The following is a 26,605-nucleotide window of genomic DNA, read 5'->3' on the forward strand; positions in this document are numbered from 1 at the left end:
CGTCGTGCGGGCACTGTCAGACCAATGCGCTAGGCTGCGCGGGGTGCTAGATGCCGTAATGGGCCGGCGTCTCGCACAATAGCCGGTTTGGGTGGCTGTGCCTCAGAATGATGTTGTTGAAACGGGTCCGAGCCAATCGGTCCGAAGCATCATGAAGGAACATCCGTGGACCATTATGCCGGGATCGATGTCTGGCTGAAAGAGAGCAGCGTGTGCTTGGTGGACGCCAAGGGGAAGGTCGTCTGGGAGGTCAAGATCGCCAGCTAGTTCGAAGCGCTGGTTCGCTATTCGGCGACTGGGCTTTCCGATGAGTGGCATTGGGCTTGAGGTCGGGCCGCTATCGCAGTGGCTGCACGCCGCGCTTGGCGCCGTCGGCTGCGGCAGGAGATATCAACCCTCAGGCCTACCTCACCGAGATCCTCGCCCGCATCGTCCTGAGGGACGACGCGGGCCCCATCGATGATCTGCTCCCCTATAATTGGGTCGATAGTCGCGCCGCCGCCAGCGCCGTCATCGATCAGGCCGCTTAACGCGTCCCGGCGGAGATATTTTAGCGCTTACGTAAAGCTAGACACAGCTTCTTCTTGGAGGATAGCATATTATGAGCGATATCAGAAACCTCTATGTTCTCTTGCGATCAAACTCGAATCCGGATCATATATTCGCAATTTCCTCCGGCTCTCCCAGGCGCGCTGCAGGAGTATCCCCAAGCATCGGTTGTGCAATCCATCTCTCCTTCATGCGCGATGTCACTACGCGGCAGCGTCCTCCCGAACGGCTTCGGACGATTCTGTTCTTGCCTTCTTACTATCACGCTGCTCGTCACTGATTACGAAACCTGCGCCTGCTTTTATCACCTCGGGCGTGAAGCTTTCCATCACTCCCCAGCGTGCCATGCGTCGCAGTAATTCGATCGCATCGTGCGGGTTCGCCATGCCTTCGCCAACCGCACAGCCAAGATCGGTGATGCGTTGCGCGCCATGTAGCAGGCAGCGATCCCTGATCTGGGTCTTGAGCGACGCCGGATATACGCCAAGCGTCTGGGTGTGAACGGTGACGTGGTCGAGCGCCTGGTCGACATGGTCCAACGGCACCAGATTGACCACGCGGCCGCCTAGATAGTCGCGGAAATCCACGGGGTCGTTGGTTTGCGAGACGATGACGCCACCTTCATTTTCCTTGCAACCGAAGACGCGATAGGAATCGCTGTAGCGAATGCCGTCGATTTCCTCCTTCAGATGCGCATCGAAGGAGGGATGGGGGGTGCTCAAGGTGGACGGCAACGCCTTGAGCGCGGCAAGCACTTTCTTGCCGAACTTGTTGAGGCGATCGATATCCTCGTCGCCGGTGCCGCTGACGACATAGGCTACGCGCGAGCTCACGCAGCCTTCCTGGTTATAGGCTCCGAAGTCCATCGCGAGTCTTTCCGCCGCTTCGTCCATCGACGCTTCCGAAGCCAGCGCTTCGGCGCCGATGATCGAGCCGCTGATCTTCGGATCGAGCGCGATCAGGTCGAGGCCCGGACCGATATAGCCACGGATGCTCTGCATCGAGGCCATGCCGCCCCAGGCGACGATCTTGTCTATCGCACCGCCGCCATAGAGGCGCTTTTCGAATTCCACATCCCCGCCCTTCCAATAGCCGACAGTGAAATGCCGGGTAATGGGATGGTCGGGCGCCATTTCGATCATGGTCTTGACGATGGCGAACATGGTGAACGGATCGTTCGACGGGCTCTTGATGATATTGTCGCAGCGCAGGATGGAGCCGTTGATGACCGCGAAAAGCGTGAGGATCGGTGAATTGCCTGCATTGAGATGGACGATCCGACTGCCGAAGGCGCGTACCGCGATCTCACGGTCATGGAGCGTGTAGCTGTCCCACCCTTCCAGATAACGCGACCCGATATTCTGCTCGATGATATCCCGCAGAAACGTGCGATTGAGGCTGGAGCTCAGCGCCGCATAGGCACCATAAAGCTGCTCCCGCTTCAGGCCGGAGGTGTGTACCGCAATGTCCAGCGACTGGGCGATATAGGGGTTGGTGTCGGGCGAAAGGCGCGGACCCAGCTCCACCAAATAATCGACTATCTCATCGAGCGACACATCGTAGAGATCGCCAATCTTCGACGGGTCTTTCAGAACGATCTCGTCGATATACTGATTGATGTCCGGCGTCTGAAACGCAACCACGCCGCGGCGTGCTTCGAACCGAACCAGGTTGTCTTCGATGATCCGGCCGCGAACGATCAGCGGAATAGTGTACTCAAGCATCATATTTCCTTTAACTTGGCAGATCAGGCTGTGAGATATTCTTCGAGGCGCTCGAAGGCCTGCGGCGTCTTGGCGCAGGTGATCTTGTCATCCCCACCGCGCGTGTCGGCGAGGCGCTTGATCGAATTGAGAAAGTAAGGGCCCTTGCGTCCGCAGTCGCATCCGCCATCCCAGTTGATCGTCACGTCGTCACCCGTCGCGGTGCCCGACCAATAGGTGCTCGGCAGCAGGTCCATGACCAGCATGCGACCCCGCTGGACACCCTCGCGGGGCAATGCCAGTCCGGTTTCCGGGTCGGCGACATGCTGTATCCCCCACGGCAGCGGATGGAGATGTCCTTCGTCGCAGCGCAACGATAGCGCCGTCGTCTCGGTCATCGCATAGACTTCGCGGAACTGGCTTGGATACTGGAACGGGAACACGCTCTGGACCGTATCCATCCAATCCTCGGGGAAGGTATAGCCCTTGGTGCCGCCACCAGCGAGAATGGCCGAATCCTGTGCCCATTCGACTTTGACGCCGCGGCTCGCGCACTCTTGTGCAATCTGGAAGAGCTGCAGCCAGAACCCGTTATACACGACTGTCTTGCCCTTTTGCGCGAGTACGGCGCGTTCGATGAAATCGTCCCAGCGTTTGGCGCTGTCCTTAGCGTCGGCGGCTAGCCGCTTCGCCAAGAGCTGTTCGCGCGGCGTCAATTCCAGTTTCTCGCCAAGCGTGTCGGCACGACGCACCTTGCCGGCTAGCCACAACTCGCTAGCACCGGTGCGACCATCGCCGAGCGTGATGATCATGTCGTCGCGGCCGCCGTAGACATGCTGTTTCATCAGGTCGAATACGAGCGTCATGCTATGTCGGCCATGACGGGCCGGGTACGCGCAGATGAAAGGATAGTTTCCGCTCGCCACCATGTCGCGAAGGGGACCGTACATGCGCAGGAAATGCTCAAAGAAAAACGGCACTTCCACCGTGCTGCGCGGAAACAGCGAGATCTTCCCGCTTGTGCCGGATGATGCACTGGGTCGGAGCGGCGTGGAAGCTTCTAGGACATCTAGCCAGTCGTCGAGCGTCTCGACACCCTCAAGATTGACGCCGGAAAGATTGTGGGTGGTAAACCCCTGCAACCAGCGCGTCAGGCGGTCGTAGCGACGGTTCTCAACGTCAGCCGAGGCGTAGGACTTGTACATCGTATGTGGAAAGCCAAGGCTCGCCAGATCATCAAAACTCGTGACGGATTCAATATCCACATCCTCGGCCAACCGATCAAGCGCCTTCAATTGCGGGCGCAACTTCTCAAATCGCTTTTGGAAATGATGGAGCTGAAGTTTAGCGACATCATCATAATCCAGCGCGAAGAGTTCGTCGCTGCTTAGGCGAGTGAAGTTAATGGGATTCTCGTACAATTCCGCAAGCGTTGCCGTCATGGGGCTAGCCTTTCCTTCGTTAGGGGCAAACAGACGTGACTCTCGTTGTCGTCCGGAAATTTTCTTCGATCGAAAGTTATGTCGCAGTGTCCATATGGTCTAGCGGATTAATTAACTCGCCGTTTAATTCCTTAGCGGCCGCTTGGAAAATCGGCATGGGACCCGCAACGCGCCGCCGGTGGGCAGCACGGTCGACGTGGCCAACGCGACCTACACCAACAGCATCGGCGATCCCGAGCTGGCTACCGTCGGACGGATCATACGGAGTTCCGTCCCGACCAACGCGCCATCTACTATGTGCGCGTGCTGTAAATCCCAAGCCGCGCTGGATCGCCTATGACGCCAAGTTCTTCAAGGTCCGGATGCCTGCCAACATCCCGATGACAGTGCAGGATCGCACCTTCAGTTCGCCGATCTGGTAAGATCACGGAAGGTGACGGAAGGGACGCGTCAGCCGGTTTCGAACATGGCGCGCAGCCCCGCTCAGGTTGAGACACGGCTCGTCTCCATCCGGCGCGGCCCGGAACACCGGAATCCTGTGATGCGACCGGAGCGCAGTGACACGTTCGCGCGTCCAGCGATTGCCGTTGCCCGTCATCAGACCATTACTGCATGCATACCTGCCGGTGTTGCTAATATCCTCTGAATAGCTGCGGTGTGCGGAGGAACTGCTGCGTAGCGAAAGGGCGACACTATCTTCAGTGAGCGTCATAGAGGAGAGAGTGGCTATCGCAGGCTGGCCGCTCTCTGGGAAGCTGTTCAAGCATTTACAGGAGGTGGTTTCATGGCCCAAAAACGAGCCGAATTGATCCACGCTCAACGCGCTGCTTGAGGGGCCGCGATTGAACACTTGGCGAGTTCCCAGAACTCCTCTCCGGCCGCCGAAAGCTGAGCCCTGCGGCGGAGCAGCTGGAAAGGAACGGTTGCTGGTGCCGCTAGCGGCACGCGGACCCCTATGACGGAACCCGGATCGTCTGCTCCAAAGTCGAAAAAGGCGGCGATCGCGTCCGGTGATCGAGTCTGGTCGGCTATTTCCGGCACTTCGACGAATTGGGCGCCGGCGTTGATCAGCGGTGCATAGAGCGCGTCCCACAATTTGGGGTAGAGGGCTCGGGGGTAGGCCTCAATAGGGTAGCGCGCTACGTCCTCCGGCGACAGCGAAGTCGCCGCTGCCAGCGGGTGCTCCCGGCCGAGGGTGAGTGCGACTCCGTATCGCTTTAGCAAGATTCCCTCATAATGGGCAGGTTCGACAACCCCCATTATGAAAGACATCTCGATATCTCCAGCGTCGAGCCAGCCGAGTAGCGCCGGCACCCAGCCCGTCTCCAGCTCAAGGCTCACATTTGGGTGAGCGAGGACGAACCCGTCGATGAGTTCCCGCCGCTGCCGGATGATCTTGGTATAAGGGGCGGCGCCGATTCGCAGGATGCTCTCCTTCTGGCGCCCGAGCTGAAATGCCAGCCGGTCAGCGGTTTCCGATGCTTTCGCGACCTCACGCGCTGCTTCGAGAAATTCGTGGCCGCGTGCCGTCAATGACACTCGCCGTGTTGTCCGATCAAGTAGACGGAACCCGACGATCTCTTCAAGCTTGCTAAAACGGGCGGATAGCCACGGCTGGGCAACGCGCAGCCGCTGTGCGGCGCGAGTGAACGATCCTTCCTCGGCGATCATGGCGAAGTCGATTATCAGTTTGGGGTCAATACGCACGGGCATTCCCAGATTGTGGCATCTAAATTATTATGACGGGTTTCCTATTAATCAAGCGGAAATCCGGCTTAGACAGCGCAGCAAACCGGTGCGTAGTATGAAGGAGCCAGTGACTGCTCCGGCGGGCGATAATGGAGGATAGCCATTATAGCTTAGGAGCGAAGGCAGGTTGCTTAAAATAACAAAGTCGCTGCCGCAGCGTTACCGGCAAGTTACAGGAGGGGATTATGAGAAGATTAGGACCGGTATCGATCCTGCTTAGTGCGCTGCTCGCTTCGGCGAGCAACGCCCAGGCCCCGGGGGACGCAGCGGGGGCGACATCCCCCCCGCGGGACGTCGGCTATCAGACGAGCGAGATCATCGTCACCGCCCAGCGCAGGTCGGAAAGTCTGCAGAAAACGCCGATCGCGGTGACAGCGGTTACGGCCGAGGCGGTTCAGAGTCTGGGGCTTAGCGAAATAAAGGATATCGCGGCAGTAACGCCGGGCGCGAGCTTTACGACCAACTCGAACTTCTTCGCGCCCTATATTCGCGGCATCGGAACAGCTTACGTCTCGGTGGGCGTCGAAGCGCCCGTGGCGATATATGAAGATGGGGCTTATCTGCCGCGGACCCTCGGGGCGAACGACCTGCTCGATAATTTCGATATCGGCAGCATTCAGGTTCTGCGTGGGCCTCAGGGCACCTTGTATGGGCGCAATGCGACTGGCGGCGTTGTCATCGTCAACAGCGCCGATCCCGAGCCGGAATTTGGCGCTCGCGTTCGCGCGGGAGGCTGGCAATCTTAACCATTATTCTCTGAACGCGATGCTCAACGTCCCGCTCGGCCAAGATCTTGCTCTGCGCGTAACAGGGGGCTACAAACACGATGGCGACTTTGTCTCAAATGCTGCGACGGGTGAAAGCACTGGTGGAGGACGCGCCTATAACGTGCGGGGCAAACTGCGCTGGAATCCCGGGGACGCCGACATCGTGCTGGGTGGGCAATATTATAATCTTTCCAACCGGGTGGGTCTCAACACGTTGGGACGCAACGACCTGACCTGCCTTGGCTGCCAATTCTTCCCGGCCGGTCTGCCCGCCAATCCGGGACCGCATGATTATGCAGCCCGTCTCTCGCAATCGCCGATGAAAAATGAATTTTACGGCGCGAACTTGAGCATGAAATTCCAGGTGGGCGACTTTGAACTATCGAGTGTCACGACCTATCGCCATCAGAAGGTGACCGATAGCGTCGGGGACTCCGACTTTATCCCAGAGCTGCTGTTCGAGTTCAACGTACCGGAATCCGGCGGCAAGACGTTCACCCAGGACTTTCAGATAAGCTCCGGGCTGGACGGCCGGTTCAACTATCTCTTTGGACTGAGTTACTTGCACGACAAGGGGTATTTCAACCCTTGCCTCATCGGAGCGGGCTTCGGCGGTTCGACGAGTGCGGCCAACGGGTTTTGCGCCGACAACAGCACGACAACCAAGTCTTACGCTGCATTTGTCGAGGGCTATTATGAGATTACGGATAGTCTGAAGGCAACGCTCGGTGGCCGCTACACCTATGAGCAGCGCAGCGCCGAAGTCCTTCAGCGCGCCTTCCCGGCTTTTTTCATTCCCGCCTTCTCGATCTCCAATAAAATATCGCAGCGTGCCTTCACGCCGCGTTTCGTGTTGGCGTGGAATGACGGACCCACCAATATCTACTACAGCTTCACCCGCGGCTTCAAAGCAGGCGGATTTCCGGGTCCCTTCTTTCCTGGCTTCGGTGGCGGGATCACCACCGTGCAACCCGAAAAGATTTTCAGCCACGAAATCGGAGTCAAGCAATCCTTGCTTGGCAATCGCATTCGACTGAACGCGGCCGCATTCTATTTCAAGAACAAGAACCAGCAGTCCCAGACGCTCGATCCTCTCACGAGCGTGGCTACGTCAAGGAATTCGGGCGCCGTCGAAAATTACGGTCTCGAAATCGAGGCGCAGGTTGTCCCGACCGATGGTCTGACTTTGGGCCTCACCGGTGCCTGGCAGCACGCTCGCTACAAGCCGTTCAGTGACGCTGCGCTGGTTTGCTTCGACCCGACGCGGCCGTCACAATTGTTGCCGGCTCCGACAGGGACGCTTTATCCTTGCTCTCGCGATATTACGGGAACGCCGCCGCCCCATGCTCCGAAGTTCGCGGGATCGTTTAATGCTAACTACCAGTTCCCTATCGCTTCGTGGACCGGCTCGCTTTCAGGCATCGCGCAATATACGTCCGCGATCCTATATTATCCCGGCGCGAGCGGCCCGTTGAATTACGACCGTAGGGGTGAACTCTTCCTGGTCAATGCATCGGGCTATGTGAGCCCCCCCGGCGAACATATTCGTATCGGCTTTTACGCAAATAACGTGTTCAACAAGTCCTATGTCGACTACCGGCAGACCAATGCTCCCTGGGGCCTGGCCTTCAATGGCGCCAAGCCGCGCACTTACGGTCTTCGTGTCGAGTATAGGTTCTAGATACCTTTAGTCGACGAGTTGTACTGGCAAACATGACGTCACCTGGACTATTGAAAATATCTTAGGAGGGAAGCGAGTGGTTCGGGTTTGGCTTCGCTGCGATCTTCGCAGTCCGGAATTTGGTACCAAGACCCGCGATCTTGCTCGCATTCACATCGAGCAGGCATCGTGGGCCGATCGCCACGGGTTCGAGGCAGTGGTTCTGGGCGAGCATCACGGCTTTTCGGATGGCTTCAATCCCTCTCCAATGGTCCTGGGTGCTGCGATAGCCGCGCGCACTTCGCAAATGCGCGTTCATCCGTCGGCACTGCTCTTGCCATTGCATGATCCCATTCGCGTCGCCGAAGATATTGCCGTACTCGATAATATCAGCGGTGGCCGGGTGGATCTGACAATTGGTCTGGGTTACGTAAAATCGGAATTCGCAATGTATGGCGTTCGCCTCGAAGACCGGGCGAGGCTAGCCGAAAGCAAGTTCGAGGCGTTGAAGCGTGCTCTACGCGGCGAAAAGTTCGTATATGAAGGTCGAGACGTTTATATCACCCCGCGGCCTGTTCAAAATCCTCATCCGCCCTTTTACTTTGGAGGTGGCGTCAAAGCGTCAGCCCGCCGCGCAGCATTGCTGGGTGACGGGTTCCTGCCCACGTCGCCCGATCCTCAGCTGCGCGAGCTGTATGTGAGCACCTGTCGTGACATTGGAAAGGAGCCGGGCCCAATCATTGATTTCCTGACCGGTCCCCAATTCATATATGTAACGGAAGACCCGGACAGGGCATGGCATGACGTCGCGCCCCATGCATTGCATGAAACGAACAGTTACAGCAAGCTCTTGGCAGAGTCCGGCACGATCGCACCGTATAAATTCATGAGCAGCTTGGAAGATCTCAAAGACAGTGGGTTATACGCTGTCGTGACCCCGGACGAGTGTGTCGCCCTTGCTCGGAAGCTGGAAAGGTCCGGATCGATCATGTCGTTCAATCCAACCATGTCCGGCATGAATGAATCTCTGTCGTGGTCCAGTCTGGAGTTATTCGCGTCAAAAGTGCTTCCGAGGCTGACCTCAACCGATGCAGCGTCACCGGAATGACGGAGGTGGCGGCAGAGCAAACCCCTTTTTGATGAAAGCAGTGGCCTGGAGAGCCAAGTCATGGGACATAGGAGAAACAATGTTTGACCTTAACGGCAGGGTGGCAATTATCACGGGCGGGGCAAGCGGTATCGGCGCCGCAGCAGTTCGGATGTTCCAGGAACTGGTGAGATTGTCCATCGTAGCGGTCCTCCGCAGGACAGAACGTGGTTAAAAACATAGATTGGAATAAAATGGGACTGCTCGAAGGCAAGGTTGCAATCGTCACAGGTGCGGGGTCCAATATGGGCGAGGCCGCTGCCGAACTGTTCGTCTCTGAGGGAGCAAAGGTGATCGTCGCTGATCACCACGTTGAGCGGGGCACGGCGGTCGCTGCCCGAATCGGAGCACTTTTCGTGCAGGTTGACGTCTCAAAATCCGCGGAAGTCGATTCACTTGTTCAGATTGCGATCGACAAGTTCGCGAAGCTGGACATCATGTTCAACAATGCCGGCATTGCGCGGTTATGCCCGGTCACCGATGTGGGCGACGAGGAATATCAGGCCATTATGGGGGTCAATGTAGGGGGAGTCTTTTTTGGCACCCGGGCGGCGGGCAGGATCATGCGGCAACAAGGCTTTGGGACGATTATCAATACGGCTTCCACCAATGCAATCCTCGGCGTTCCCGGGATGGCACTTTATTCGGCGTCGAAAGCGGCGGTAGTCTCCTTCACGAAAACGGTCGCGGTCGAACTCGCTCCGTTCGGCGTGCGGGTGAACGCCATTTGCCCCGGCGCCATTCCCTCCCCCATAATCATGGCCGATATGGGCGTAACGACTGAAGACCTTGCGGATTTCGACAAAAAATTGCCGATGGGCCGGGCAGGAAAGCCTCAGGAGGTCGCACGAGGAGCGCTGTACCTCGCGAGTGACCAATCATCATACGTCACAGGCCACGCGTTGGTTATTGACGGTGGTCTGACAGCTGCCGGCTTGCCCCCAGTCTGAAGATGTGAAGGCCACCAAGCTAGCTCAAGGCGGCGCGGGAAGCAATGGAGAGAGCATCCCAACTCTGCCTGTTATGCAGCAAAGACAGGCTGCAGCAAGGATCCATGACTTGGGCTAAAATCTAATGCCTATCTTTTGCCTCATAATTTCGCTGAGGCTAATATAGCCCGGTCGCCGACTATGACCCGATAATCTGGAGATGATGATGTCACTATTGAATAGCGGCCCGATGCATGTATATCCTGCCAAAGACGAACTTCCGCATGAGCCTGGGGCGCATGAGTACTGGCAGGAAAGTTTCGTCCTTTTCTTCGGTGATCTCAGGCAATCGGTTGGCGGATATCTCCGCCTAGGTCACGAACCGAATTTCAACGGAGGACAGGTTGCAACCTGGACCAATATCTGGTCACCTGCCGGCACGTTCCACAAGGCGGTCGATCTGCCCCTCCGGCCCGAAGACCGGCTCGAAAACGGCTTCGGCAGCGGCGACGACACGCTGCGATACGAATTCGATGGGCGGATCAGATGGACGATCCACGAGGAAGATTTGCAGGGCGTGCTGACAGTCGTCGAGGACGGGCCTGCCATCGACGGGTATGCGGGAGGCGACGGCAAGCATCTCGGCGAGTTCGTGACCAATCACGTCGATACGGGTGTTCGCGTCGTCGGGACACTGACGGTCAAGGGAACGACCTACGAGGTCGATGCCTATGGCATTCGCGACCATGGCTGGGGGATTCGCAAGTGGGATGACATGCGAGCGCTGCGATGGACGGTCGCAGCGTTCGACACCCGGGACCACTTCATCGCAGTCAGCTTCATTCTGGCCGATAATGCGCACACGACGTTCGGCTGGGTCGTTCGAGGGGATGAAGTGATCAAGACGAAGGATCTGGACATCATCGCGTTCATCAACTCGGACGGCGCGACCAATCGCGGCGGGATCACGCGGATGAATCTTCCGACGGGCGAGATCCTTGAAGCCCGGTTCGAACCCATTTTCCCAAGCATGGGCAGCTGGATCCATGGCGTCATGGGTTTCGACACGGCTTGTGTCGTCCGGTGGGGAGACAAGGTTGGTTTCGGGTGCTTCGAGACGGTCAACAATCTGCAAGGCGGGAAAGAGCACCCAGCGGTGTTCGACCGCGCCACGGTCGCTGACGGATGGTATCCGGGCGTCCTTCCGCTCGACTACGGGAAGCGACGGGAGCCGGCTGCGTGATTCCGGGCGATCTGAGCATCTTGCGCGCCATCAGGCGGGCCGTTGATGACCTGACGGCAGTCACCAGCGGAGAGCAGCGGGCGATGCTTGGCGCGATCGACGTGTCCCTCAACGAGCTGCTGCTCCGCCAGGACCGCAGCTTCTACCTGGACTATTACAGAAAAGGGTTTGAACTGGTTAACGACGGGATCCGCCTTGGCCTCGGACCAACGAGCGTCCTGGCGGACTGCCCACCGGAACTGGGAGCGGATCTCGCCAATGACGCGGTCGGACTCCACACCGAACGGGTTACCGGGATACTCGAAACATTCACGGCCGCGGCGCAAGAAATCGGACCGGCAAAATTCAAAGCCTATCTCGACAATATTACCTTTTGGGAGATCGAGCTGTTCCAGCACCGGCAGCGCAGTGAGAGATCGGTGGTCGGCACAGCACCTCTGAACTTCACTAAGGCGGCTCTGATTTCCTATCTCCAGCAGCGTTTTCCGGACGCGGGACCTGTCGAGGTCACGACGTTCACGCGCATATTCGGTGGCTATTCGAAACTGACGATCATGTTTTCGACGGATGTCGAGCTGTCTGGTGGCACGGAGTTCGTCATCCGCGCCGAACAGGCCTCGATCATCCCCCATGCCGGCGGCTCGTCGGAAAATGAATTCGCCGTCATGCGCTACGCCTACGAGCACGGCATTCGCATACCCGAGCCGCTCTGGGTCGAGCTCGACGCCGGCAAAATGGGTGCCCGCTTCGTCGTCTCGCGAAGGGCGAGAGGCGCCGTGTTCGGAACGACGATCGGCGCCTCATCTCGCCTTGAAGAGGGGGCGCTGCGGGACCTGGTGCGCGAACTCGTCAAGATTCACAGCGTGGAAGTGGACGGCGCCAATTCCTGGGTCCGCAAATCGCATCTGGCAAAATGGGCGTCCTTCCCGAACCTGAGGGAAAACGTCCTGTTCAAATTCGACTATTGGAAGGATATCATCGCGCGGTCCCCGCATAGTCACTCTCCGCTCATCGAGAGATGTGCCGGCTGGCTTCAGCAGAATGTGCCCGAAACGGACGACCGCCCATCGCTAGTCCATGGCGACTATGGTCTGCACAATATCCTCATAGAAAAAGGCGCCGTCACGGCGGTGCTCGATTGGGAAGTGACACATTTCGGGGATAGAGCGCAAGACCTTATCTACTTTATCATTTGTCTTACCGGCGCAGCAACGCCGGAAGAGATTCTAGAAATGTACGTCGAAGAGGGGGGAATGCCCGTTTCCCAGGAGCGCCTTCGCTTCTATGACGTTTATTACAGCTATAACATACTCATCGTCTGTAACATTGCCTTAGCGCGGCTGAACGCCGGGGCGGAGAATTTACTCCTCGCGGAGCTGGGATTAAAGGCGATGCACTTCTACGCGGAGAGAGCAAGAAACGTAATGATCTAGAGCGTGATCCGTTCATACTGAATCGGATCACGCTCTGATAATTGTTTTATTTCCGCATTTTCCGAGCCAGCAGATGTTAGCGTCTGCTTCGAAAATGCTCTAGTCGGTCCGGAAAGAAACCTCTGGATGCCGCTTCAAGCGACTTGAAAGGCGGAAGTGCGAAGGGTCTACGGACGGCGTGGCGGGGAGACGGCGGATCAGGCTGCTCGGGCCGGTTGCGGATCTGCTGCCAATCCATGGCATGAGTTCGTCCCAGCGTGCAGCAGGCCAGTTGCCAGCGATCTTGCCGCGGCTTAGCGAACGACTTTCCGATCATGAAGGCGACGCGATAACCCTTCATTTCTCGCACCTTCAGCCCACGCCGATAGCGACCCGCCCACGCACAATCCGTCCAAGGGACGAGAGCATTGTTCGCCTGTCGGATAGCCACAGGTTTTACACATCAAAGGAATAGGTTAGTTCCAGCCGACGAGAAGCAATGCGCCAGCCTGCTCCCGTGCGACTATATTCATCCACATAATAATGACCGTGAACTTCGATTGCACCAATACCATTTTCGTCGGGTAGCCGCCGCATGGGATTGTAGCACATCACGCGCCCGGTCGCTCTGTCGCCATCTATCTTAAAGTAATGGTTAGCCATGAGATGATGTGAATTGCCATATGCGGCCATACCTGGTCTGACCCATGCCAGCATTGCATCGACATCGCCGACCGGGCCGCCGATTGCGCTAAAATCTATTGTGCCGTCCGGTGCGAAAACGTCATTGACCAGCGCCTCGAAGTCGCACGAGTCGACTGCTCGCGCATAGCAGTGGGCGAGATCTTGAAGTTCAAGGCGATCAGATATTGTCTGCAAGTTAAGCATCGTTGCTGTCCTTCTATTACCGCCGTCGATCCCTACCATGATGAACCGATGCTTGGTGAGGCCCTGACCGACACTCGTCATTCCTTTAGATGAAGATGACTGATCCAGAATTTCTTCGAATCGAAATCTCGGATGAGATATTGAAATTTTACCAATTACTATATCGGCAAATGTCACTCTCGCATATCTGCCGCATCATACAACCCCATCGGCCGTCCTGCCGGTTTCGTTGGATGAACGCACCCCCGCCGCAGCGTGCCTGCCCGCGCGACGCCCCGAAAACACGCCATCCGCGAGAGAAAGGCCGCTTATATAGCCGTTGGAATGAAGCCCGACCGCAGACATGCCCGCCGCGTGGAGCCCTGTCACCTCGCTCCCGTCCGCGCGCGTTACAGCGCCAGTCTCCTCATTCACGGTGAGCCCACCAAGCGTCATGAAAATGGTAAGGGAGTAGCGATTCCACATCGACATGTTGACCGCGTAGTAGGGACCGTCGCCCAGCAGGTCACGACAGTCGTTCACCTTACCCAGTTCATCGGGACGGTTTTCGACGATTGCGCGGTCATGCTCCATTGCAGTCTCGACGAGTGCCGCAGGATCGATCCCGCACGCGGCTGCCAGGCGGTCGAGCCGCCGGTGCCTCTTGGTGCCGCCCAGTATCAGATTGAGCAGGGCCTGTCCGCCGAAAAACTTCAGCATATACCAGCCGCTGAAGAGACTCTGCCGGATTGTCCGGCGGAAGTCCCTCGCGGAGAAGATGAGCCAGGCCGTCCCCTCGCTCTGTTTGCTGATCGCGCTACCTACGACCGCGATGTAGGCATCCTCGTTGACGAACCTGCGCCCCTGCTCGTTGACGAGCACCCCGCGAACCTGGGCAGCGGGGGGAGCGAGGACACGATTGACGAGGAACGAGTCCATGTAGCCGGTCGCGCCGCCGACCGACACTCCCAGTTCGATGCCGCTACCGTCGCTGCCCGGCATCGCCAGCCGCTGCAGGAGGGGATAATTAGCTGCCAGGCCCGGATTGTATCGCGCGACCTGTTCGCGGTTGAAGGGGAAACCACCGGTCGCCAGAACGACCCCGCTTCGCGCCCGGATCAGTAGCGCACGTCCCTCCTTCGTTTCCAGATCATGGAGCGCAGCAAGAAGCTTCTCATACGTTCGGTTGCGGAACGGGACATAGGGGCTGATCTTGCGATAAAGCTTTTCGTGCCTCTCGTGGAAGCTTGGCGGCAGACTGATGACCTCGACGCCCACCACGCGGCCGGCCTTATCGACAATCAGCCGATTGGCCTTTTCATGCCGGCGCACATCCACGCCCAGGCGATCCACGGACCCAGCCATTGCAGCGAAATAAGGGACGCCGCCATAGCCCGGACCGAATACTCTGTGACCGCGCGGCATTGGCGGCGTCTTCGCCGCGAAGCGGGATGTTTTCTCGTTGCCCGAAAAATACAGGAACTTGCCCTCGGGCGGAAAAGTCGTCTTCTCCTTGTAGACGCTCGATGCGAACCGCACGCCGTGGCTTATGAGCCAATCGAGGTCGGCGGCGCTGCCATCACAAAAGCGGCGCAGTGTCTCCGGTCTCACGGCATCGCCCACCTCCATCGCAAGATAGGCGCACATCTTTTCGCTGTCGTCGTCATATCCCGCCTCCTTCTGGAAGCGTGTACCCCCGGCGTAGATAATCCCGCCACTGTAGCGCGTCGCTCCGCCGCCGCCGAAACGCTCGACGACAACCACCTCGGCTCCCTGTTCGCGCGCGTCGAGCGCCGCCGCCGCTCCCGCTCCGCCATAGCCGATCACCACGACATCGGCGGAACAGTTCCAATTCAACGCATTCACGTCATCGACAACGACGGGGTCCATATCTCTAAATCCATAGCTCCAAGAACATATATCTGTTGCCGCACGCACCGGTTTTTGGTCATAAACCGCAACCCATTGGCTATCGACATGGGAGCTTGCACAGGGACGCTGGTACGTCAAATTGTGAGGTCGACCATTCTCATTTTCTGTGCCATCGCAACAGCGCGCGGGAGACGCATCGCAGGTGGCGAGTCGCGACAAATTTACCACGAGATGAGCGGGCGCAAACGCATGATGAGCAAAGTCCAAGGCACCGCGTTTCCGCAGTTCGAGGCCATCCTCAACTTTCGCGATTTCGGCGGGCTGCCCACGCGCGCCGGGCATGTGCGACGGGGCATGTTGTTTCGCTCCGCTGCGCACGATATCTCCACCGAGGCGGATCTGGCGCTGATCGCCAGCCTCAATTTGGGACTGGTAGTCGATCTTCGCCGGCCCAGCGAACGGGCCACGGCACCGTCACGTTGGCCTGTAAACTTTCAGGCACGGGTCATTGAAAATGCCGATCCCGAAGATGTAGAGCCGCCGCATATGGCCGCCATGTTCGGGGATCCCAGTCCCGAGGCTATCCGGCAGAAGATAATTGCTTATTATCGCGGCGCTGCGTTCGATCCCCATCATCTGTCGGTTTTCCGCGCCGCGTTCGAGCATATGGCGGCTAACGATGCTCCAGTTCTTATTCACTGCGCAGCGGGCAAGGATCGCACGGGCTTGTTTGCGAGCCTGATCCTCCAAGCGCTCGGCGTCAGCCATGAAGATCTGCTTGCCGACTATCTGCTGACCAATTCGGCCGGTCTGCATGACAGGCACGGCCCCGTTGCCGAGACGATGGCGCGGGCCGGCGGCTTGGACGTTCTGCCAGCGGAATCGCGCCAGGCAATGCTGGCAGCCGACCCTGCCTATCTGGCTGCATCCTGGGAGTCGATTGACGAGCGCTGCGGATCGATAGACGTCTATCTTGAGACACTTGGCCTCGATAGCGCCCGCCGCGAAAGGCTGGTGCGCCTATTTACGGAATGAAGGTTGGGCGATGCTGGGTTGAAAACATTCCGCGAGATACTAACCCATCTTCTGCACGGCCGTTGCCTGCGCACCGGCCAGCATAACAGCTGCCTTCGAGATCGCACCATAGTGGACGGTCAGGGCCTGCCCGCGACGGTCTGATGATCAGACTCCCAATCATGGCCGCGTCCCCCCCTCCATTCCGATGACAGCAGGTTCTTGGACGGCAGCTTCCGGCTGCTTCAGTGCTGGCAGGTCGATCAAGACGGCGATCGCCGAGACGAGCTATCATCGAACCCGGTTCATTTGTCCACGCCGCCTAGGCAAACCGTCCATGGCAACAATCTCACTCATGATCATCAGGCACATTGTAGCGTCAGTTCAGCACCATAGTCGCGGTCCAGATGAGCCCGCCTGGTAAAGGAGGCGCCACATACCGATTGCTGGCTTGGCTCCGTGCTCCCGCCGCCGAGCAGCACCGTTTCGAACGACCACAAATGTTGTGATCATAGACTGCAGCGGGTCCGGCCTGCTCTAGTCACAGATTCGCCCAAAGAGCAGGCCGGCGGCGAGTTGGTCAGCGCGTCATGGAGCGGTTGATCGCTATGATGTCATCGTGCGACAACTCGGCATAGCGGGGGAAGACCTCCTTGAGGATGGCCTCGCGATTATGTGCCCTCTTTTCCCTGTTAGCGCTATCGAGGGCCGACGGGAGTTCATCGATCGTCAGTTCGGTGCAGTAGGCCGGGGTGCCTGTTTGCTGCCGCCAGGAGTCCACTAGCGACCCCGAGTCGAAAGCATCAAAACCGGTAGCGTCCACCAGTTCCATTGCGATGCGCTTTGCCGCAGCGTCGTCCCCAGCCACCGGCACGGCGATCCGCCCCTCTGCGCCCGCCGGCTTGCCCTTATTTACAAGCGTGCCGGCCAGCACGGCATTCCATGCCTTCACAAGGGGACGACCGATCTGCTTGCTAACCCACAGGCTCTCCGCTTCGCCACCGTCGATCCCTTCTATCTCACCGTCCCGGAAAGGGTAATAGTTGGAAGTGTCTATCACCACGACATTCGACGGTACGCCGGAAAGGAGGCTGGCGAGAGCCGCATAGCTCAGGAATGGAATGGAAAGGATGATGACGTCTACATTCTGAACGGCCTCTTCCTTGTGCACCGCCGTAACGCCCTGCGCCTGTGCGAGCTCGCTCAGCGTTTCCGGGCCCTTCGAGTTGGCGATCTTTACGTCATGTCCCGCAGCAGCCAGTTTTCGCGCGATCGTCGCGCCGATGCTGCCAGCGCCAATAATTCCGATTTTCATATCTGTACTCTCGTGTTTTAGGATCGAAAACGAATCTAGATGTCAATTAGACGGCTCCCGCGCCGCGCGCCAACAGCTTTTCCCGATGATCTAGGTCGAGCAGGCGGTCCATGCTGCCCTCAAAATGTCCGAATTGGCAGCCGTCCTTGTTCCACATACCGCGCAGCCCCGTAGGGGATGCCGTAAGCCGTCATTCAACCTCCGTCGATCGCGAATCATCAGCCTGAAGCTCAGGGATAATCCTGTCGGCAATGAGTTCGAGGCTGCGCCAGGAAAAATCCGGGTCTATGCCCGATATCAGCGGATTGACGACCACGTGACGGCCCAGATCCCGTTGCTCACGGCAGTAAGCCAGGCCGTCTTCCGGGGTAAGAACCATGTAGCTGCCCGCTTCACGGAGCGCTTCCGACGATTGGGCCTGTTGCTGGTGCAATGCCTGGCCGGTCTTGGCAGCGTTGGCTGCATAGGAATTGGTTTCGTAAAGTGCGAAGGGCGCGAGCGTTGCCCAAGCTTTTTCGGGATCCTCCGCGATATGGATCACCGTTGCCCCGGGCCCATGAAGCACCCGGCCGGGAACTTTGCCCAGTTCAGCGCAGCGGCGCCTATATTCCGCCACGAAGTCTGCGCGATACACCATGGGATAGTAGCCATCGCCATATTCTGCGGCGCGCCGCGCTGCGGCCAGAACCCCGCCGCCGATGAAGAGCCTGGGTCCTCCCTCTTGCACCGCAGAGGGGGTCACGCGGATCGTCCGGTCGTCATATTCGAATGTTTCGCCTTTCAGCGCCCGTCTCAGCGCTTCCAGCTTGCGATTCATGAGTTGGCCGCGATCCTTCAGCGATACACCAAACATCTCGAATTCTGCTGGCATGTAGCCTAGCCCGAGCACGACATCGAGCCGCCCGTTGCTGACGATGTCGACCATGATGCAATCCTCGGCAATCCTGATCGGGTCGTGCAACGGCAAGATGATCGCCGATGGTTGAAGCCGGATGTTGGACGTCCGGCTGGCCATGGCCGCCGCGATGATGAGCGGTGATGGATTGACATTGTCGGGCGTGCCATGATGTTCGGTCAGCTCGACCTTGCTGAAACCCCGCTTGTCCGCCCATTCCACCTGCTCGAGCGCGGCGCGGGTCAGGTCGGCAGAGCCTCGTCCGAAAGACGGGCTTCTCAGATCATATCTCAGCCAAAATTCCAGCATGGTGCATACTCCAGTCGCCGCCCCGTGTTAGCCGGTGCTGGCTATCACTACATATAAGCGGAAAAACGATCGATATAGGGCGCAAAGGCTGCGCGTATTTCCGCATCGCTCCTGCCGATCTCTTGAGGCGTTCCTCGCCAGGGGCATGTTCAGCAGCAACATCCATCAGAAGCGGTTGCCCAGACGCCCACTGCCCGAACGGGTGGCCAGGGCCAATGCACGGCGCTCAAAGGTCCGCGCTGCCGTAGAGCATGTCTTCGCCGGGCAGAAGCACCGGATGGGCCTTGTCGTCCGAACCATCGGTATCGCCAGAGCCCGCATCAAGATCGGCATGGCGAATTTGGTCTATAACTTCCAGCGCCTCGCATGGCTCGAAGGCAGGCTGCGCCTGCTTGATGCGAAAACGGCCCCAGATCGGGCATCGGAATGACAAGAGTCCATCAAAACCGCCGGAAAACGCGCCTTTGTCAGGCCGCCTCCACTTCTCAATGCGACATCACGCCAAAATTAACCGGTTCTTCGAGGCGTCCAGCTTTTCCGACGGATTTTCCCGGGTGAAGGAAGGTTTCGTCAGATGAAGTGGAAGCGGTTTTCGGTAGCAGATCCTCACGATATTCACACCCGGCCCCGGAAGGCGCGGATGTAATCTGGCCGCAGTCCGCGCTGCAGCTCGCCATAGGAAATGCGACCTTCGCACTCCCAGCGCACCGAGCAGATGACCGCCTCGAGCGTGGGCCACGGGTACCAGGGACAGGCCGCAAGGATCGTGCCCTTCATCTCGTAGGTTCGACCATTAGCGTCCGTCAGCACCATTTCCACGGTTTCGGGAAAGAGCGTGCCTGCCGTACGCTGGCTGCGCTTGTGTGAGGAGACCAGCGGGGTCAGCGCGCCGTCGCGCCACACCCAGCCGAGCTTGAGGGGATCGCCGGGCGACGCCTCGATGACGCCCTTCCAGTCCGGGTCGGAGTCCAGATTGTCCTGCGCGGTGCAGCCGAAGCTGAAGTCGTCGCCAAAGACGCCCGTCATCCAGTCGATCGGCGGCATGCCCCCCGGCTGCAACGTGTCCCGCCGCAGCTCTGACCAGGTGCGGTCGCGGACGTTGAACCCCTCGACGGGGTAGGTCTTGCCTCCCAGCGTCAGCTCGCCCGTGGTGCGCATCGCTTGCTCAAGGTGGTGGCCGTTAGCGAGAACCATTGCCGGCATCACCGCTTCAAAGGAGATGTCGAGCGCGTTCCCCCGGCTCGTGTCCGCGTAGCGCAGCCGGTGTCTGCGCATCGGCTCCTGCGTCGTGACGTGATAGCCGTTGGGCAGCTCGTAGTCGTGGAGGTCTCCGGCCAGGCAGTCATCGGAGGCGAAGGTTATCATATCGAACAGCTCCGCCTCCAGGGGGCCACGCTTGACCCCGCGCCAGGCAAAGACGCCGCCGCTCACGACGCCGAGGTTCGGGTGATGCCAGAGATATGTCAGGCCGTGGATATGCTCTTCGGGGACGCTGAATCCGAAATATTGCGTTTCCGTGAGCGCCGGGTCGGTCTCGCCCTCGCGCGCCTCCGGGTGCAGCAGGTCGCAGGCGGGCGTGGGTTCGCTGAACGATCGGTTCTGCTGTTCCCAGAAAACTTGCTGCTGCGTATCCGTGGACATGTCTCTCTCCTCTCGACCTAGATGCGCCACCGCAGCCGCGGCGGAAGCATGCAGTGCTCGATCACGCCGTAGCCGCGTCACCCGTGTTTTCAATCATCGACTTCTTTGCGCAGGCGCTGCCTGCCAATAGAACGGTTTTAAGAACAAATTATCTCAGGCACATCTTTATTTCCTTTTCACAAACTCGGCTTTTCGCCATTATTTCGCAGTAATTTACGGCTCCATCTATGAAACAATATTCAATATTACGATTATCTATATTTTATTGACCATGAACTTTGTGCAAAGGCTAGAATTTCTAGCAGAAAGACAATATTGTCGAAATGTTGTCCTCCTGTGATAATCAATCCTCCAGTGTCGGATTATAAACCCATCCTTCACGCGGGCCGCAGACATTGTTCACCAAGCCGACGCCCTGTTCGCCGTTCAAGGTCAGTTCCACCAGACGATCCTGGATGTCGAAATGCCAGCGATCATCATCGCTGCTACGTTCGCGCCGGAGCGTTTCCAGCGTGCTGTTCTTGTTGAAATCCCACGTCTCGCCCTCGATCAGCAGCGGGCCGCGGTCGAGGCCATGGCGGTCGTCATAACCCTGGCCGGCATTGTAGAAGGGCTGCTGGATACCCTTGGCCTCCAGCCGCCAGATCTTGCCATGCTCGTCGATGAACTCCCATTCCGCGCGGCTCCACAGGCGCGTGCTGCCAGGCGCGGTGGTATCCTCGTCGAAATGGAAATTATGTTGCGCCTTGACCAGCCGGGTCACGCGCCCATCATCGTGCATGATCGCGCCGTCTTCCAGCAGGTAGTTATTGCCCTCGACTGGCACGTGGAAGAAGGTAAAATTGAAGCTGAAATCGTCGAAATGCCCCATGATCCAGAAATAGGCTTCGACATGGCGCATCAAGCCCTTGCCGCGCACGCCCCAGGTGCGATCGCGCACGCCGACGTAATTGTCGAGGGCAATGGTTTCGCCCTCGATCGTGATCGACCCGTCGAAATGCGCCATCTGGGTAAAATGGGTCATCGGATGGCTGGGAACGTCCAGCTTGTTGTAGAGAAATGGCTGCGCTCTGGCGGTCACATCGATCGAACCAGTAATGCCATGGGGATTGTCGCCGAGCGAAAAGCGGTGCCGTTTCATCGGCTCGATCGTCTCGATTTTCAGCGGGCCGACGACGCTGTTGTTGCGATCCGTCCCGTCGCCGTCATGCGAAATATGCCGCGACGCGCGGAAATTATACTGCACCCCGTCGCGGATCACGCAGAAGGAGCCATCGATCACGCCATGGCCGCTGACATTGGGATAAGTGCCGAGGCCGGCGGCAACATAGGTGCGGCCATCCTGCCCATGGCACCCGAACCAGGTGCGGTCCATAAAGCTTTCGCTTTTGTTGGCGACGGTATCGAGCGTATCGCCGGTCTGGTGAATGAAATAATCGTCCCATTGCGTCAGTGCCATCTTCAATCCTCTCAATTTCCATAACTATTTTAGAAGGCGCAACGGCCATCCCGCTACTATGTCTGGAGCCGGACGGCGTCGGCCTTTTCGATCGCCTGCGCCATGCGCGCGGCGGGTGTCTGGACGAACGAGCCAAGCACCAGCAATTCGGGATGGACGCCGGACAGCGAGTAGAAGCGGAACTCCGATTCCAGCATGACGACGTACATGATGAAAAATCGGAAGACGTTGCAATATTCGAGCTGGAATTGCGTCGGCGCTTTCCCGCCGGCATCGACATAATGGCGCATGAATATCTCTGCTTCTTCCTCGCTCGAAAGCGACGTGAGCAGCCCCAGGAGATCTTCCGCTCGATCGCCCAGATGCGACAATTCCCAGTCGAGCACGCCGCTGATCTGATCACCCTGCATCATGATATTGTGCAGGGCATAGTCGCCGTGGACGAGGACCGGCGGCTCTTCATTGTGCGGCAGATTGGCGCGCAGCCAGTGCAATGTCGCCTCGACCGTCGGCGAGGCGAGGCCGGTGGAGCGCCACAGTCTGATCCAGCGGTCCAGATAAGCGCTCACCGCATCGCGGGTCGGAACGCCGACGAGATCGGCATCTATCAGGCTCTGGCGCAGATCGGCATCGTCCGCGTCGAGCGGCAGGGCATGGATGCTGGCCAGCTGAATCGCCAGGGCGCGAAGCTGTGCCGGGCCGAGCCGCTCCGCCGAAACCACCGTGCCGAAATTGCTGCCCTCCAGCTTGCGCGTGACGAGGAACTGCGCGCCATATTTTTCGACGTCGCGTTCCAGCCAGACCGGCTCGGCCACGGCGGCGCCATGCCGATGCAGATAGCGCAGGAGGAAATATTCACCGTCGATATCGCGCCCCTCGATGCCGAGCGGCAAGCCGGTGCTGACGCGCGAGACCAGGTCCCACCGATCGCCTTCGGCGTCGGCAAGCGTGAACAAGGTGGTCTCATTTGAAAAGCCGCCGATGAGCGGGGTGAACGCGACGATCTCGGCATTCTCGAACGCACCGCCCTGCGCCCGGGCGGACTCCTGAAGCCTCTGCCGGAAATCACGACCCCCGCTTGCCGTGACTTCTCCCGGAGACGGAAGCTTGAGCAGGTCGCATTCCCACGCGGAAATTTCTGTGATGACAGGCTGGAGCGCCCCGGCCGGGTCCATCGGATAGCCGGATCGGGCGACCAATGAGGACAGGATTTTTTTCAATGCGACGAGACCGGCCTGGATTGCCGCATAATCATTCCCGCTGGGCGGCGGGCTGCGTAATTGCGCTGCTTCGTCGGCATCGGGACCCACCAGTTCGGCAAGGCGCTGTGCCAGCGCGAGGCCTGTCGCATAGAGACGGGCAGCCTTTGCAGGATCCTCGCGGCGAAGCAGTTCGCCTGCGATCGTGGTCGCCGCCATATGATCCATATCCGAAAGCGGAATATCAAAGCGGCTCGCCATGCGATCGACGGATTTTGTCAGAGCATCGATCAGGCGACGCGTGTCCAGGTTCATGACACTTTTCCAATATGCGCGCCCATACCGGGCCGCCATCCTCATCCCGACGGATTAGCCCGCCTTGATCAGGCATTGATCTTCCCCATTATTTTTGTCAACTTAATATTGCACTCTTGCCATGAAACTTGTCAAAAACAGGAAAAATGGGCAATATTACGCTACTATATATTGCTTATTGGGTCCAATAAGTGCTTCGCATTGCGCGCTGCCCGCAACCCGCTATCGAGTAGCCTTCGAAGGAGAGACAATGGCTGGCAAAAGCGTGCAAAATCTGGTGTTGACGGATCTGGATCGTGTTATTCTCGACGCGCTTACCGCCGACCCCCTCGCCAGCGCACGCGCTGTTGCGGAAACTTTGGGTGCGCCGGTGGCACAGGTGACGGGGCGTATGCGCGCCCTCGATCGCCGCCGCGTGTCACATGTTCTCGCAGTGCTCGATCTTGCGGCTGCTGGAGAGCAGATTTGCTTCGTGTCGATCGAGATAAGAGGCCGCGCTCTTCAATCCGCAGCCGCTGATATCGGAACGATAGCCGAGGTCATGCTGATTAGCACGTTGGTCGATGGCCATTACGACCTGCTGCTGATGATCCGCTTCGGTACGCTCGCGTCACTGCATGACCTCGTGAAAAACCGGATCTGTACGATCGAAGGGATATATCGCGTCACGGTTTCGACGGTGCTCGATATCCCCTCCTTCCAGGCGCACTATGTATTGTTCGACTCTTCGCCGGAACCCGAGGCCGATTTCGCCGAGACGATGCGCGAGGTAGCAGAGGTCTTTGCCGGGCAGGTCGACGAACTCGATTGTCAGATCATTACAGAACTGCTCGGCAACGCCCGGCAGTCAATCAATATGATCGCCCGCAAATATCAGATCAACGCCAGCACCATCCGCTACCGCGTCCGCAGCCTGGAAAGCCGGGGCCTGATGCGTTTCATTACCGTGCTCGATCCGCAGGCGCTCGGCATCCAGGTCTTCGCACTGGTTGAGATAGAAGCTAGGGCAAACTGCCTGGCCGATGTGGTGGCCAGTCTGCGGGGGCGTTCCTGGTTGCCCCAAATCTTCATCACGACGGGGACTGCGCCGATCAAAGGCATAATGCACGGCGCGGACCTGGATGCGATCAAGCGGATCAAGAACGAGGAGCTGACCCAGATCGAGGGGATCATCGACGTCACCGTCACGACGCTTTCCGGCGCGTACAAGAATGACGTACGATGGGGCAACAAATACACCTAGTCGTGGTAGAAACTCGTAACAAACTCGCACCGGCGATCGACACCCTGCAATGAGTACAGGGCAAGCGCGACCTTGATATTGGTTATCGTCGGCGCGACTAAATGCTACGTAGGACTAGCGAGGCATCGCCACATCTCTAACCGGAAACTGCCGCGGATTCGACTAGCTATCCACATTCAGTTCCGGTCGCCCGGCGGGCTGCTAACCAATCCTTTTTTTCATTGAACTCATTGAGCCCGACCCGGGTCGAGTATGCGCTGATCCCCTTGAGCAAACGATCCAGATCGTCTGCCGTCAGATTCGCCCACGCACCACCGTCGAATGCCCGTTGAATCGTCGATCGGAGATCGGTCCGACCGTTGTCGGATGAAGCGCCCGCTCCCCAACAGGACACCCAGGGGACGATCCGGACGATCTCACCCCAGTGCTCGCGGATATCCGGGGAACGATCCCACATGAATATGTTGAACACGACACCAAAAGCCATCAGGTCGCCGCAAATCATCGACCAAAATGCCGGATCGCCCGGCCAACGATGGCGCGTTCTCTCTCGCAGAGATTCAGATCCGTGCATTACACATTATCTGGTGGATGGAGCGACGCGATCGGCGGCACCGCTAATAATCAAACTGAAGCCCAGATCCCACAGGCTCGGGGCGTGGCGACATCCTACTTTGGCGTTCGTGCGAGGGATCATCGCCCAAGGCTTGGCGCAAGGTCTGATGGAGGTGGTGAATGGCGATTTCGTTGCGTCCGACTGTGAGATGATCCTGCGCACCCGAGAGCAATGTTTCCTGCGTGGACTGGACGACCGGATAATCTTCCTCTCGAACGGTCTTGTGGGTCATCATGGACCAGTGCCGCGTCTCTTCCTCAATCGGCGTTCCGATGAAGTCGGTGCTCACGACAGTACGCGAGATGGTTATCGACGTTTCCGGGCTGTCGCCGGGCAGAACCTGATTGATAAAGATCCGTTCTACAGGCTCAACTCCGGCTTCCCGTTCGCTCGAGAAGGCCGTGTCGCTTGCAAAAGCAAAGAAAGTAGTGGGGAAGCAGGTGAAAGCGAGTTGTACATAACGCTTCAGATCATCTATCGATGAGGGATCGCATTTATCGATACCCAGAACCGGCGTCAGGAACTGGCTGTGAAGACCTAGCTTGTCAAACTTCAGTACATTGGGAATGACAAAGCTGCCGAAGCTCTTGGCGTGCAGGCTGATGAAATGATAGGATTCGCAATAGCCTTCGAACGCCAGCTTCCAGTTCGCCGCCGGCAGTTCGATCTGGTTTACGACCTGGAAGCGATCCAGGCGACATTTCGCCAGTAGATCCGTCATTTGCGGCCCCAGATATTCGTCGAGGTCCAGCGATACGCCGGGGGTGAGCATGCCCCAGATCAAGCCAGCCCGTTCCTCTACGGCCAGTTCGGTGAGGCCATAGCCGCTCTTGTCGACGTTTCCGAATATCCCGTTTTCGGGCAACGCCAGAAGTTTTCCATCCAGCCCATATGTCCAGGCATGGTAGACACAGGTAAAGCGCGGTTGCTTCCCCTTTCCTTCCTCGACCACTTTGGCGCCGCGGTGTCGGCAGGCATTGATCAACAGCCGCACCTCGCCCGATTTCAAACGCGTCAGGAGCATCGGCACGCCGAGCCGGGTCATTGCCCAATAGCTGCCAGGCTCGGGCAGTTCGCTCGACAGCGCGAGCATCATGGGTGTCGTTCGAAGGAATTTGACTTCGCGTTCCCAACGCTCGCGATCGGTATAATCGGTCACGGGGACCTTGAGGATATCGGGCGCGAGTGTCGGCTCCTTGCGCGCGACCAACTCCATGATCTCATCATAATGGGAGCGCAACTCAGCGTGCTCGAAACCA

General features: G+C 58.4%; 21 protein-coding genes and 3 pseudogenes. 12 read left to right on the forward strand and 12 right to left on the reverse strand.

Going from position 1 to position 26,605, the window contains the following annotated elements; translation table 11 throughout:
* Positions 1 to 165: 165 nt before the first annotated feature.
* A pseudogene (locus WG907_RS16360) lies at positions 166 to 376 on the forward strand (IS110 family transposase); the annotation flags it as partial.
* Positions 312 to 530, forward strand: coding sequence for a transposase domain-containing protein (locus WG907_RS16365; protein ID WP_340234475.1), 219 nt, complete (start codon positions 312 to 314; stop codon positions 528 to 530). The pseudogene WG907_RS16360 and the gene WG907_RS16365, both read left to right, overlap by 65 nt.
* A gap of 222 nt (positions 531 to 752) precedes the next feature.
* Here the strand turns inward: WG907_RS16365 and WG907_RS16370 are convergent, their stop codons facing one another.
* On the reverse strand, positions 753 to 2,273 hold the full coding sequence (locus WG907_RS16370) for an acyl-CoA reductase (RefSeq protein ID WP_340234477.1): 1,521 nt from the start codon (positions 2,271 to 2,273) through the stop codon (positions 753 to 755).
* 23 nt (positions 2,274 to 2,296) lie between these two features.
* Complete coding sequence (locus WG907_RS16375) at positions 2,297 to 3,694, reverse strand: long-chain-fatty-acid--protein ligase (RefSeq protein ID WP_340234479.1); 1,398 nt, start codon at positions 3,692 to 3,694, stop codon at positions 2,297 to 2,299.
* Positions 3,695 to 3,849: 155 nt separating this feature from the next.
* Between WG907_RS16375 and WG907_RS18260 the strand changes: the two genes are divergently transcribed.
* Positions 3,850 to 4,116, forward strand: coding sequence for a DUF3604 domain-containing protein (locus tag WG907_RS18260; RefSeq protein WP_445326835.1), 267 nt, complete (start codon positions 3,850 to 3,852; stop codon positions 4,114 to 4,116).
* 394 nt (positions 4,117 to 4,510) lie between these two features.
* On the opposite strand, the gene WG907_RS16380 is transcribed toward WG907_RS18260, so the two are convergent.
* Positions 4,511 to 5,401, reverse strand: coding sequence for a LysR family transcriptional regulator (locus WG907_RS16380; protein ID WP_340234481.1), 891 nt, complete (start codon positions 5,399 to 5,401; stop codon positions 4,511 to 4,513).
* A 227-nt stretch (positions 5,402 to 5,628) separates the two neighbouring features.
* Here WG907_RS16380 and WG907_RS16385 point away from each other — a divergent pair, with 227 nt between their 5' ends.
* The 6 genes from WG907_RS16385 (at position 5,629) to WG907_RS16410 (ending at position 12,622) form a co-directional block, all read left to right on the forward strand.
* On the forward strand, positions 5,629 to 6,189 hold the full coding sequence (locus tag WG907_RS16385; protein ID WP_340234483.1) for a TonB-dependent receptor plug domain-containing protein: 561 nt from the start codon (positions 5,629 to 5,631) through the stop codon (positions 6,187 to 6,189).
* Entirely contained in the window at positions 6,152 to 7,891 is a 1,740-nt protein-coding gene (locus WG907_RS16390; RefSeq protein ID WP_340234485.1) for a TonB-dependent receptor, read from the forward strand. Before WG907_RS16385 ends, WG907_RS16390 begins: the two co-directional genes overlap by 38 nt.
* Positions 7,892 to 7,967: 76 nt before the next feature.
* The gene (locus tag WG907_RS16395; RefSeq protein WP_340234487.1) at positions 7,968 to 8,978 is read left to right on the forward strand and encodes an LLM class flavin-dependent oxidoreductase; all 1,011 of its coding nucleotides are present in this window, start codon (positions 7,968 to 7,970) and stop codon (positions 8,976 to 8,978) included.
* 206 nt (positions 8,979 to 9,184) lie between these two features.
* Positions 9,185 to 9,967 carry an SDR family NAD(P)-dependent oxidoreductase gene (locus tag WG907_RS16400; protein ID WP_340234489.1) on the forward strand — a complete coding sequence of 261 codons (783 nt, stop codon included), beginning with the start codon at positions 9,185 to 9,187 and terminating at the stop codon, positions 9,965 to 9,967.
* 229 nt (positions 9,968 to 10,196) lie between these two features.
* A complete protein-coding gene (locus WG907_RS16405; protein WP_340234491.1) occupies positions 10,197 to 11,189 on the forward strand; it encodes a DUF7064 domain-containing protein in 993 nt (330 codons plus the stop codon).
* Positions 11,186 to 12,622 carry a phosphotransferase family protein gene (locus WG907_RS16410; RefSeq protein ID WP_340234493.1) on the forward strand — a complete coding sequence of 479 codons (1,437 nt, stop codon included), beginning with the start codon at positions 11,186 to 11,188 and terminating at the stop codon, positions 12,620 to 12,622. The genes WG907_RS16405 and WG907_RS16410 overlap by 4 nt, the downstream gene beginning before the upstream one ends.
* A gap of 435 nt (positions 12,623 to 13,057) precedes the next feature.
* Here WG907_RS16410 and WG907_RS16415 read toward each other — a convergent pair whose 3' ends face one another.
* The gene (locus tag WG907_RS16415; protein WP_340234495.1) at positions 13,058 to 13,666 is read right to left on the reverse strand and encodes a nuclear transport factor 2 family protein; all 609 of its coding nucleotides are present in this window, start codon (positions 13,664 to 13,666) and stop codon (positions 13,058 to 13,060) included.
* An 18-nt stretch (positions 13,667 to 13,684) separates the two neighbouring features.
* Positions 13,685 to 15,358 carry an FAD-binding protein gene (locus WG907_RS16420; RefSeq protein WP_340234497.1) on the reverse strand — a complete coding sequence of 558 codons (1,674 nt, stop codon included), beginning with the start codon at positions 15,356 to 15,358 and terminating at the stop codon, positions 13,685 to 13,687.
* Positions 15,359 to 15,433: 75 nt separating this feature from the next.
* Here WG907_RS16420 and WG907_RS16425 point away from each other — a divergent pair, with 75 nt between their 5' ends.
* Entirely contained in the window at positions 15,434 to 16,375 is a 942-nt protein-coding gene (locus tag WG907_RS16425; protein WP_340234499.1) for a tyrosine-protein phosphatase, read from the forward strand.
* Positions 16,376 to 16,934: 559 nt separating this feature from the next.
* Here WG907_RS16425 and WG907_RS16430 read toward each other — a convergent pair.
* A complete protein-coding gene (locus WG907_RS16430) occupies positions 16,935 to 17,669 on the reverse strand; it encodes an NADPH-dependent F420 reductase (RefSeq protein ID WP_445326833.1) in 735 nt (244 codons plus the stop codon).
* Positions 17,670 to 17,859: 190 nt separating this feature from the next.
* The gene (locus WG907_RS16435) at positions 17,860 to 18,873 is read right to left on the reverse strand and encodes an LLM class flavin-dependent oxidoreductase (RefSeq protein ID WP_340234501.1); all 1,014 of its coding nucleotides are present in this window, start codon (positions 18,871 to 18,873) and stop codon (positions 17,860 to 17,862) included.
* Between the two features lie 124 nt (positions 18,874 to 18,997).
* On the opposite strand from WG907_RS16435, the pseudogene WG907_RS16440 reads away from it, so the two are divergent.
* Positions 18,998 to 19,303, forward strand: a pseudogene (locus WG907_RS16440) (hypothetical protein); the annotation flags it as partial.
* Between the two features lie 185 nt (positions 19,304 to 19,488).
* On the opposite strand, the gene WG907_RS16445 reads toward WG907_RS16440, so the two are convergent.
* The 3 genes from WG907_RS16445 to WG907_RS16455 all read right to left on the reverse strand — a co-directional run bounded on the left by WG907_RS16445 (position 19,489) and on the right by WG907_RS16455 (position 23,487).
* Positions 19,489 to 20,514, reverse strand: coding sequence for a DUF7064 domain-containing protein (locus WG907_RS16445; RefSeq protein ID WP_340234503.1), 1,026 nt, complete (start codon positions 20,512 to 20,514; stop codon positions 19,489 to 19,491).
* A gap of 343 nt (positions 20,515 to 20,857) precedes the next feature.
* The gene (locus WG907_RS16450) at positions 20,858 to 21,973 is read right to left on the reverse strand and encodes an Rv3169 family protein (protein WP_340234505.1); all 1,116 of its coding nucleotides are present in this window, start codon (positions 21,971 to 21,973) and stop codon (positions 20,858 to 20,860) included.
* 56 nt (positions 21,974 to 22,029) lie between these two features.
* Positions 22,030 to 23,487, reverse strand: coding sequence for a phosphotransferase family protein (locus WG907_RS16455; RefSeq protein ID WP_340234507.1), 1,458 nt, complete (start codon positions 23,485 to 23,487; stop codon positions 22,030 to 22,032).
* A gap of 121 nt (positions 23,488 to 23,608) precedes the next feature.
* Between WG907_RS16455 and WG907_RS16460 the strand changes: the two genes are divergently transcribed.
* Entirely contained in the window at positions 23,609 to 24,730 is a 1,122-nt protein-coding gene (locus WG907_RS16460; protein WP_340234509.1) for an Lrp/AsnC family transcriptional regulator, read from the forward strand.
* Between the two features lie 226 nt (positions 24,731 to 24,956).
* Here the strand turns inward: WG907_RS16460 and WG907_RS16465 are convergent.
* Positions 24,957 to 25,117 (reverse strand): annotated as a pseudogene (locus tag WG907_RS16465) (integrase); the annotation flags it as partial.
* A 230-nt stretch (positions 25,118 to 25,347) separates the two neighbouring features.
* Positions 25,348 to 26,442 carry an aromatic ring-hydroxylating oxygenase subunit alpha gene (locus tag WG907_RS16470; RefSeq protein WP_340234510.1) on the reverse strand — a complete coding sequence of 365 codons (1,095 nt, stop codon included), beginning with the start codon at positions 26,440 to 26,442 and terminating at the stop codon, positions 25,348 to 25,350.
* Between the last annotated feature and the right edge of the window lie 163 nt (positions 26,443 to 26,605).

This window comes from Sphingobium fluminis, assembly GCF_037723805.1.
GTDB lineage: Bacteria > Pseudomonadota > Alphaproteobacteria > Sphingomonadales > Sphingomonadaceae > Sphingobium.